At 30.3% G+C, this 915-nt stretch carries 1 protein-coding gene; it reads left to right on the forward strand.

Annotated features, from left to right (window positions below):
• Positions 1 to 380: 380 nt before the first annotated feature.
• Positions 381 to 560 (forward strand): photosystem II reaction center protein K, encoded by a 180-nt coding sequence (locus EIZ48_RS31520; RefSeq protein WP_160658752.1) that lies wholly within the window; start codon positions 381 to 383, stop codon positions 558 to 560.
• The last annotated feature ends 355 nt before the right edge of the window (positions 561 to 915 follow it).

Raw genomic sequence — 915 nt, forward strand, 5'->3', positions numbered from 1 at the left:
GAATACCGGGACCAAAACCCGTTGCCTTACCACTTGGCCACGCCCCATTTWAATTTYTATTCGACACTAATAAAGAATAATGCTGGTATTRGTTGATCGTCAATTCKAATYCAAATATCKAATTTAGAGAATATATTCTTGCTAMGATTTTKATACGTATATATTATAGAATAAAATKYAATTTATTGATCATTACATATAATTCAATTAAGATATTGTATGAAAGTCGAATTTCTTCTATTCYATTTGAGARTGGGARGGTTTTTGRTTGGGTGAATTCAAAGACAAAGAAGAATTTTTTCTACYTTACTTTCTTCYTTTTGACTTCATATCAATAACTCAATCAAAATKCAATTATCTCCAAGAAMAAAATGTCTGTTATGCTTAATATCTTTAGTTTGATCTGTATTAATTCGGCTCTTTATTCGAGTMATTTTGTCTTCGCCAAATTRCCGGAGGYCTATGCTTTTTTGMATCCRATTRTAGATGTTATGCCAGTCATACCTYTGTTTTTTTTTCTCTTAGCCTTTGTTTGGCAAGCTGCTGTAAGTTTTCGCTGAGATCTTKAATATTATCCTAKAAAATTCAGGATTTATTTCGAAAATTCTATCAATTGGATCAGATAAGTCTCATAATAATGAACCCTCAATTCAAAGAAACTATTGACCTGACGCGASAAATCKAAATCACCCCATTTCCCCAGTTCGACCCCATTTTATTTGCCGGCGAAAGAMACTAATYCTATTAATATCAGAGTCTTYGAKAATATATAATTTTGGRTATRAAATAKACTTTATAGTAATGAAAGACTCTTCTGACAAAAGAATTTTMAGAAATTMCAAAWTTTTTCTATTTCTAGAAAGCACTTCRTTTCTTGATRTCAAAATAGGAGTAGGATATGTGGCATAAAAAAAA

The sequence above is a fragment of the Photobacterium alginatilyticum genome (genome assembly GCF_009910675.1).
GTDB lineage: Bacteria > Pseudomonadota > Gammaproteobacteria > Enterobacterales > Vibrionaceae > Photobacterium > Photobacterium alginatilyticum.